Annotated in this window: 7 protein-coding genes and 1 pseudogene; 2 read left to right on the top strand and 6 right to left on the bottom strand. The window is 47.7% G+C overall.

What is annotated here, in order from left to right; translation table 11 throughout:
• Positions 1-87: 87 nt before the first annotated feature.
• Positions 88-1788: a 23S rRNA pseudouridine(2605) synthase RluB gene (rluB, locus tag B7Y67_RS07885; RefSeq protein ID WP_293598166.1), complete on the bottom strand. Its 1701-nt coding sequence runs from the start codon at positions 1786-1788 to the stop codon at positions 88-90.
• A 6-nt stretch (positions 1789-1794) separates the two neighbouring features.
• Complete coding sequence (gene scpB, locus B7Y67_RS07880; protein WP_367227274.1) at positions 1795-2517, bottom strand: SMC-Scp complex subunit ScpB; 723 nt, start codon at positions 2515-2517, stop codon at positions 1795-1797.
• A 202-nt stretch (positions 2518-2719) separates the two neighbouring features.
• Here scpB and B7Y67_RS07875 point away from each other — a divergent pair, with 202 nt between their 5' ends.
• Together B7Y67_RS07875 and B7Y67_RS07870 are read left to right on the top strand one after the other, a co-directional pair.
• Complete coding sequence (locus B7Y67_RS07875; RefSeq protein WP_293598165.1) at positions 2720-3634, top strand: patatin-like phospholipase family protein; 915 nt, start codon at positions 2720-2722, stop codon at positions 3632-3634.
• A gap of 57 nt (positions 3635-3691) precedes the next feature.
• Positions 3692-4651, top strand: a complete 960-nt coding sequence (locus B7Y67_RS07870; RefSeq protein WP_293598164.1) for a hypothetical protein — start codon at positions 3692-3694, stop codon at positions 4649-4651.
• Positions 4652-4660: 9 nt separating this feature from the next.
• Here the strand turns inward: B7Y67_RS07870 and B7Y67_RS07865 are convergent, their stop codons facing one another.
• From B7Y67_RS07865 to B7Y67_RS07850, 4 genes and pseudogenes are all read right to left on the bottom strand, one after another.
• Positions 4661-5344: a C40 family peptidase gene (locus B7Y67_RS07865; RefSeq protein ID WP_293598163.1), complete on the bottom strand. Its 684-nt coding sequence runs from the start codon at positions 5342-5344 to the stop codon at positions 4661-4663.
• Positions 5345-5480: 136 nt separating this feature from the next.
• Complete coding sequence (locus B7Y67_RS07860) at positions 5481-7160, bottom strand: ABC transporter ATP-binding protein (protein WP_293598162.1); 1680 nt, start codon at positions 7158-7160, stop codon at positions 5481-5483.
• Positions 7157-8182, bottom strand: a complete 1026-nt coding sequence (locus B7Y67_RS07855) for an ABC transporter permease (protein ID WP_215303130.1) — start codon at positions 8180-8182, stop codon at positions 7157-7159. Before B7Y67_RS07855 ends, B7Y67_RS07860 begins: the two co-directional genes overlap by 4 nt.
• A pseudogene (locus B7Y67_RS07850) lies at positions 8179-8316 on the bottom strand (microcin ABC transporter permease); the annotation flags it as partial. The pseudogene B7Y67_RS07850 and the gene B7Y67_RS07855, both read right to left, overlap by 4 nt.

Here is an 8316-nt window from a genome sequence, read left to right as displayed (position 1 = left end):
ATGGGCCATTGCAGAAAGTCCAACTAGTGTAAAGCCGCTTGTTGCCTGTAGTCTTATTATTTTACCTTGTTAGCTTTCTTAAAAATTCTAATAACCCCCACGCTTAGGGCCATTTCCAGGACTTTGCGGGCTTGCCGTCACAAAAGCAGACTGTCCATGATGGACTTTTTTGCCTTTATTACGGTTTTGACCCTGGCCACCCTGTCCACCGCCTTGACCGCCCTGACCACCTGCTCCAGGACGACCACCTTGTGTACGACCCCGGAAAGGACCGCGGCCTTCACCCTGTCCACCGCCACCAGGCTTGCCGCCTCTGCTTTGATGGGTTAGGGCACCATGACCGCTGGCCTGGGTGAGAGCATCCCGTGAACCCCAGTAAGAAACTGAGGTTTGCATTGGATCTGGCTGAAAGTCTTCGCCAGCAGGAGATCGGCGATCGCGACCTTGAGGATTTGGATTGCGGCCTTTATCTTGTGGCTGAGGCATTTTTAAACCTGCAAACTTCATCAGGTTATAGATACCACCAGCTTCAATCTCTTCCCACTTGCCCCGTCTCAAGCGTGGGGGCAATAAGAAAATGCCGTAACGAGTTCGGATTAAGCGCGATACCGTATGCCCAACAGCTTCAAACATGCGGCGAACCTCGCGGTTGCGGCCTTCAGTTAATGCAACGTGATACCAACGGTTTGCACCTTCCCCACCACCCATAGAAAGACGTAAGAATTTAGCTTGGCCGTCATCTAAGGTGATACCACTCTTTAATTGAGTCATATTTTCTTGGCTCAGGTCACCCAGAATACGAACAGCGTACTCACGCTCAACACCATAACGAGGATGCATTAAGCGATTGGCCAGTTCACCAGAAGTGGTGAATAACAAAAGACCTTCAGTATTAAAGTCCAGGCGCCCCACTGCAATCCAGCGCCCTTGACGCGGCTTTGGCAAACGATCAAATACGGTTGGACGACCTTCAGGATCCGATTGACTCACAATCTCGCCGGCAGGCTTGTGATACATGATGACGCGCGGCGGCTTAGTCTGAATCTTGCGATGTACTGGCTTGCCATTAATTCTTACTTGATCGGTGGGGCCAATACGTTGACCGATATGTGCTGGTAAACCATTTACTGATACGCGTCCTTGAATGATCAGGTCTTCCATATCGCGACGTGAACCCATACCGACATCCGCCAATACCTTATGTAACTTCACAGTATCTTCGTCGTCAGCATCGTCGTCCAGACCGTCTAGGTCGGACCACACTTCGTCACGCAAGCTCAGCGGTAGATCATCGATATTTGCGAATTGCAAACTACTCATCTCATCATCGCTAGGCATATCCGCATCATCATCATGACGCACACGTTGTGCGCGGCGCTCTGCACCAGTCTGATGAGAAATCTCATTCTCATTTAGACCATCAGGATTTTTAACCTCAAGCACTTCAGGCGCATCTAATGCAGCATCGAATTCTCCAGATACTACTGAGGCAAACAAAGCTTCACTCTCTGCTGGATTTGGCGCAAGCTTAGCGGATGCATTATTGCCTCCCTCGCGCTGACCACCAGACTCACCGCCCTCACGACGAGGCCGATCTTTATTAAATGGACGTTTCTTATTAAAGGGGTGCTTGCTGGCACCTGCGCCCTGACGGCGTGGGCGACGTTGTCCGCCTTCGCGCCCCTCGCCTTTTACACCCTCTGAATTATTAGATGCAGACTCAGAGCCAGGGGAATTATCCGAAGTAGGTTTACTCGGAGATGAATCGTTTTCGTTTTGACTTGTCATTAATGATTATTTTTGTTCGTCTGATTTGTCTTCAGGCTCTGGAGTAACTTCTTCTACTTCCTCTACTTCTTCCGCGTCTTCTACTTCTGCATTTGTCTCATCGCTGGTTGACTGAATAATCGGTTGACCGTTTTCATCCAACTCAATAACTGTTTCAACTGTAGCGCTTGGATCAAACTCCATTACCGCCTGACCTAGGTGCTCCGCTGCAGCCATCGGCGCAGCATCTTCCAACATTGGCAAGCTTTGTAAATTGGTAAGACTTAAATCATCTAAGAATTGTTTGGTGGTGGCGTATAAACCTGGGCGGCCAACCGTCTCTTTGTGACCAATAACCTCAACCCAACCTCGATCTTCTAACTGCTTCATCACATTGCTACTAACCGCAACACCACGGATCTCTTCAATTTCTCCACGAGTCACTGGTTGGCGATAAGCAATGATCGCTAGGGTTTCCATTACGGCCCTAGAATACTTCGGCGGCTTTTCTGGAGTTAAGCGATCAAGATATTCACGCATTGCTAAGCGGCTTTGAAAACGCCAGCCAGTTGCAATATGCACCAATTCCATGCCTCTGTCTTCCCAGGCCTTTTGAAGCTCTAAGAGGGCATCATCAATTTCACCAGATGCAATATCCTCAGCAAATAAGCGCGTCAGATCTGCAACTGTGAGTGGTTCTTGCGCGCACAAGAGAGCTGTTTCAATTACGCGTTTATTGTGATCATCCATAAAATTCGGGCTACCAGGTCAGGACCTGATGAGGCTATAAAAATGTATTTCCGTAATGGGTTGGCGGTGTTCTGGTGGCGCTGTTTAGCTACTACGGGCACTTTATCTCCGAAAATCCTTATGGGAGAGCTGCCCGCGCTGAAACGAAGTCTTTTTCGCTCACCGTTCGGTCATTATAAGGTAGGCTCAATACAATAGCCACATGCAAGCAAATAGAGCTCCACACCGACTTTTATCCACCGAGCTTGAACCTAGACGTCGTTTTCTAGGTCTAGGTCTTAGTTTAGGCGCCCTCATTGGGGGCTCAGGCCTTGCTGGATGTAGCCTCACGAGCAGCCGCAAACCCGTCATCGGCCTAGCTTTAGGGGCAGGCGCAGCCCGAGGCTTTGCCCACGTAGGCGTTATCAAGGCTCTGGAAGCTCAAGGGATTCGACCCGATATCGTAGTTGGTAGCAGCGCTGGCAGCGTTATTGCGGCACTACTGGCATCTGGCGCTACCGGCAATGACCTGAACAGACTCGCTTTAAATCTGGATGAAGCCACCATTGCCGACTGGGGGCTTCCTTTTGTTGGAAGATTTGGCGGCCTCATCAAAGGGGATGCCCTCCAAAATATGGTCAACCGTGAAGTGCAAAATAAGTCGATCGAGCAAATGCGCATTCCATTGGGAATTGTGGCAACTGAATTGCAGTCAGGCAAAGGTATTTTGTTTCGCTCTGGCAATACAGGTCTAGCAGTGCGCGCCTCATGCAGTGTCCCGGGAGTCTTCCAGCCTGCCGTCATTAGCGGTAAAGAATATGTTGATGGCGGTTTAGTCGCACCAGTTCCAGCAAGCTATGCAAGACAGATGGGTGCAACCCTAGTAATTGCAGTCAATATCTCCTCGGAGCCAGTTCATCAAGATGCAAGCGGAACCTTTGGCATCATGCAACAGACTATATCCATCATGCAGCGAAGTATTAATCAGTACGAACTCAAAAGCGCTGATATTGTGATCACGCCTCACCTCAAGCAAATGAATAGCGGTGATTTCAAATCCAGAAATGCAGCAATCCTCGCAGGAGAGGAGGCCGCCCAAGAGCAGATGGCTGCCTTGAAAGAAAAACTTCGATCCTAGCCCTAGGGCTAACTTCCCAAGAAGGGGTGATTGATTTAGGATTCGGTGCAATTGTTTATGAAATCCACCACCACTCTTCTTAAATTATTGATCGCAATATCCATTGCAACTCAAGCGCATTACGCCCATGCTCAAGCAGGAGGCCAATTTACAGTCGCAGCCAACAACTATCTCAAAAAGCGCACTGATGCTTTTATGACAATCACGGGCTACTCACTAACCCCAGATGTCACCACCGGATCACTCTCAATTACCGATAAAGGCGGAGAAAATCAAAACTTACAAATGATTTCTCTTGGGGGTGGAGACCGTATCAGCGCCAACTTTCCACTCTATCTTGAGGGCACGATTGCCTTTAACCGATATAACCCAACGTTTACCGATGGTATAGGCAATACGAACATTACGGTACCGGTCAATTGGAATGGCATTACTGGAACTGGTGGCGTTGGCTGGGACTTCCCACTAACGGATCAGCTTCGCATTCGCCCGATTGCCAACATCATGTTGGGCCACGTAGAAAGCGACCTCTCGATTGCTGGTCGCATCATAGAAAATAAAACGGGGGTAGACCTACAGTTCTTAAATGGAGGTCGTATGAATGCATATGGCCTTGGTGGCTCACTTATGTTGGACTATGAGGATTACAAGCCCGAACGAGAATACGATGCAGAATTACGCTACACCAATATTGCGCTCAATACTTTTGATAGCTCCGCTGCCGTTCAAGGATCTGCAGACTCTCAAAGTTTAGGATTGTGGGCTCGAGCCAGATACCCCACACCACTTACCGTTTTAGAAAGGCCACTACGAGCCGTCTTTGAGGTGGCACATACCGAGTTTCTTGGTCAGCTCCGCGGAGCTCTTGGTTTTGATTCACTCTCCTCTGTGGGCACTGGAGTAGAGATTGATCGCAGCGCTTCAGACCCCATGTTTAGCAGGGTGCGATTGGTGTTTCGGTATCAATTTGGACAGAACGTCCGAGGAACTTCAATTGGCCTAGCGGCAAGCTTCTAAAGCAGAAAATTAGAGGCTACGAGATTTGCGTTTGAGTTTGTTCACTTCATTCAACAACTCTTGACGCTCGGCATCACCCAAGTTATCACTACCATCCAAACGGCGCGCACCATCAAAGCGCTTATCCCAATAGAGACTACCAAGATCATCTACACGCACACTAGTGCCCTTCGATGGGGAGTGGATAAATTTATTGTCGCCAACATAAATGCCGACATGAGAGAAAGTTAAGCGCATGGTGTTGAAGAACACCAAATCACCAGGCTGCAATTCTTCACGAGTAATTGGCTTACCTACGCGACTCATTTGAGTAGATTTACGAGGCAATAAAAAACCTAGTTTGTCCTTAAAAACATATCCGACAAAACTACTTCCATCTAAACCGGATTGTGGTAACTCTGTATCCCAGCGATAACGCACTCCAATCACTTCCATGGCGCGATTAATCAGCTCATCTGATTTAACGGTAACCGAATCTGCCAAGCGATCTGACGCACGAACAAAGTAAGACTTACCCACCTGAAACATGTTTTGCTTAGGAGTCTCTTTGGGTACCTCTACAGGCGCTTCTTTAGATGCATCCAATGCAGTATCTACTGCCAACACGGGATGCGCAGCAAATGCGAACACAACTAGCGCGGCCATCGACGCTTGCTTAAGCAAGGTTGGCAAGAGGTCTTTTTTAAGTGACATCAATCCATTCTAACAAAGAAGAGCTATTTCACCAAGTACCAGCTTGGACCCTAATATGATGTTTTAAAAGGAGTATTTTCTATTGCGGTGCATAAATGCACCAATTTAGCGCCTTGCTAGGAGTCTTGCTCAAAGCTTAAGTTAGCTCGGCGGCCGTGAATAGCTCTTTGGTATAGGTTTGGCGAGGATGCTGAACCATAGTCTCAGTATCACCAAACTCGACCACCCTTCCCGCTTTGAGCACCATGACCTCATGCGACATTGCTCGAATAACAGCCAAATCATGACTAATCATCAGATAGGCCAAGTTGTATTTTTTCTGGAGCTCAGTCAATAAGGCAAGCACTTGTTTTTGAATCGACACATCCAATGCTGAAGTGGGCTCATCTAAGACCAAGATCTGTGGTTTTAGGATCAAAGCACGGGCAATCGCGATCCGCTGTCTTTGCCCACCCGAAAACTCATGGGGATAACGTGTGAGGGCAGAACGATCAATGCCGACTTCTCGAAGAATATCTAAGACACGCTTCTCGCGTTCCGTCGCAGACAAATCAGGAAAGTGCACATCCAAACCTTCTGAAACAATTTGCATCACATTCATACGTGGAGAAAGTGAGCCAAAGGGGTCCTGAAAAATCACTTGCAGACTAGAGCGCATAGCGCGACGTTCTGCTGGCTTTAACTTTTGCCAATCAACACCAAGTACATCCACATCACCCATGATTTCTGCGGCAGTGTCACCCAACAAACCTAAGACCGCCATGCCTAAAGTAGTCTTACCTGAACCAGACTCACCAATCACGCCAATGGTCTGACCTTGCTTGAGTTCAAAACTCACTTTACGCAAGACCTGATGACGTGGAGGTTTTTTAAACCAAGCAGCAGCTTCAGTACCAGGGTAAGAAACGGATAAGTTATCTGCCTTTAGCAGGACGGGCGCCAATGGCATCACTGGCGCCAGATCGCGCACAGGCTCGCTATTTACTAGGGCTTTTGTATAAGGATCTTCTGGGCGCTCGAACACCTGCTTGGTTGATCCAAGCTCCATCAAGTTTCCTTGATTTAATACAGCAACACGATGAGCAAAATGCTTTACCAAATTGAGATCATGAGTAATCAGAAGAATGGCCATGCCACCATGATCTTTAGACTCTTCTTGTAACTCTTTGAGTAAATCCAAAATCTGCAAGCGCAGACTAACGTCTAAAGCAGTAGTTGGCTCGTCTGCAATTAACAATCTGGGTTTGCATGCTAAGGCCATCGCAATCATGGCACGTTGACGTTGGCCACCAGATAACTGATGAGGATAGGAATGGAAGCGTTTCTCTGGTTCTGGGATGCCAGTTTTCTTAAGTAACTCGATTGCTGCAGACATAGAGTCTGCTTTAGAGATCAAAGGTTGATATACCTGTACAGCCTCAACAATTTGATTGCCAATAGTGAACAAAGGGTTGAGTGCAGTCATGGGCTCTTGAAAGACCATGGCAATCTCACGACCCCGAATCTCACGGATATCTTGGATTGGCAAATCCAGTAAATTGACCGGCTGATTGCCGGCATTCGAGTCTTTACCGCTCCATAAAATACGACCAGATGTTTTTGCACCTTCAGGCTCAAGACGCAAGGGCGCCAAAGCAGTCAGCGTCTTACCTGAGCCAGACTCACCAACTAAGGCAACACGTTCCCCCACCCCAATCTCAAGATCAAGATGGTTGACAGCGAATTTCTCACGTCGACCTGAACCAAACGAGATTGAAAAATCCTCGTAGCGAAGTAATGGCGTAATTTCTGCATTCAGTTTTGGTGCGGAGCTCATGAACGCCCCCCACTCATGGCGCCTGACTTGCGAGAATCGAAAGCATCACGCAAGGCCTCGCCCATAAAAGTAAGCAAGAGCAAAGTGGCGACCAAGACCACAAAGGTCGATAGTGAAATCCACCAGGCATCTAAATTACTTTTACCTTGTGATAGCAACTCTCCCAAACTCGGGGTTCCTGGAGGCACACCAAGACCCAAGAAATCCAAACTCGTGAGCGACAAAATCGCTGCACTCATTCTGAAAGGTAAAAAGGTAATGACTGGTGTCAAGCTATTAGGCAGGATATGACGACGCATGATTTGCAAATTCGTTAAACCCAAAGCTCTGGCAGCTCGCACATATTCCAATGCACGATTACGGAAAAACTCAGCACGCACGTAGTCAGACAAACCCATCCAACCAAATGCTGCTAGTAAGATAATCAGGAGCCAAATACTGGGGTTAAAAATAGAAGCAAAGATGATCAGCAGATATAACTCTGGCATCGCTGACCAAATTTCAATCAAGCGCTGAGAAATCAGATCAAACTTGCCGCCAAAGAATCCCATTAAAGAGCCAGTGATGATGCCTACACTCACACCAACAATAGTGAGTGCCAAGCCAAACAGAATTGAGAGGCGAAATCCATAAATCAAGCGCGCGAGAACATCGCGTCCCCGATCGTCAGTACCTAACCAGTTATCAAAAGATGGAGGTGCAGGATTGGGTACTTTTGAAAAGTAGTTCAGTGTTTCGTAGCTATAAGGTATCGGGGGATAAATCGCCCAATTACCATTGCTCGTAATGTTGTGACGAATATCGGGATCTAAAAAATCCGTTGGTGTAGCGAAGTCGCCTCCAAACACTCTCTCGGGTTGTGATTTCACAATCGGGAAATAAAACTTACCTTCGTAGCGGACTACCAAAGGCTTGTCATTGGCAATCAGCTCAGCGCACATAGACAGGCCAAACAAAACCATAAAGATCCAGAGACTGGCATAACCCATGCGACTGTTTTTAAATCGATGCCAGCGACTCATGAGCCACCTCCAGCGCCAAACTGAATACGCGGATCAATATAGACATAACAAAGATCCGAGATCAATTTAGTAAATAAACCGATCAAGGTGAAAAGATAAAGTGTTCCGAAAACCACTGGATAGTCACGCCTCAT

This window comes from Polynucleobacter sp. 35-46-11 (assembly GCF_002281105.1).
This window is presented reverse-complemented; position numbering and strand designations above follow the sequence as displayed.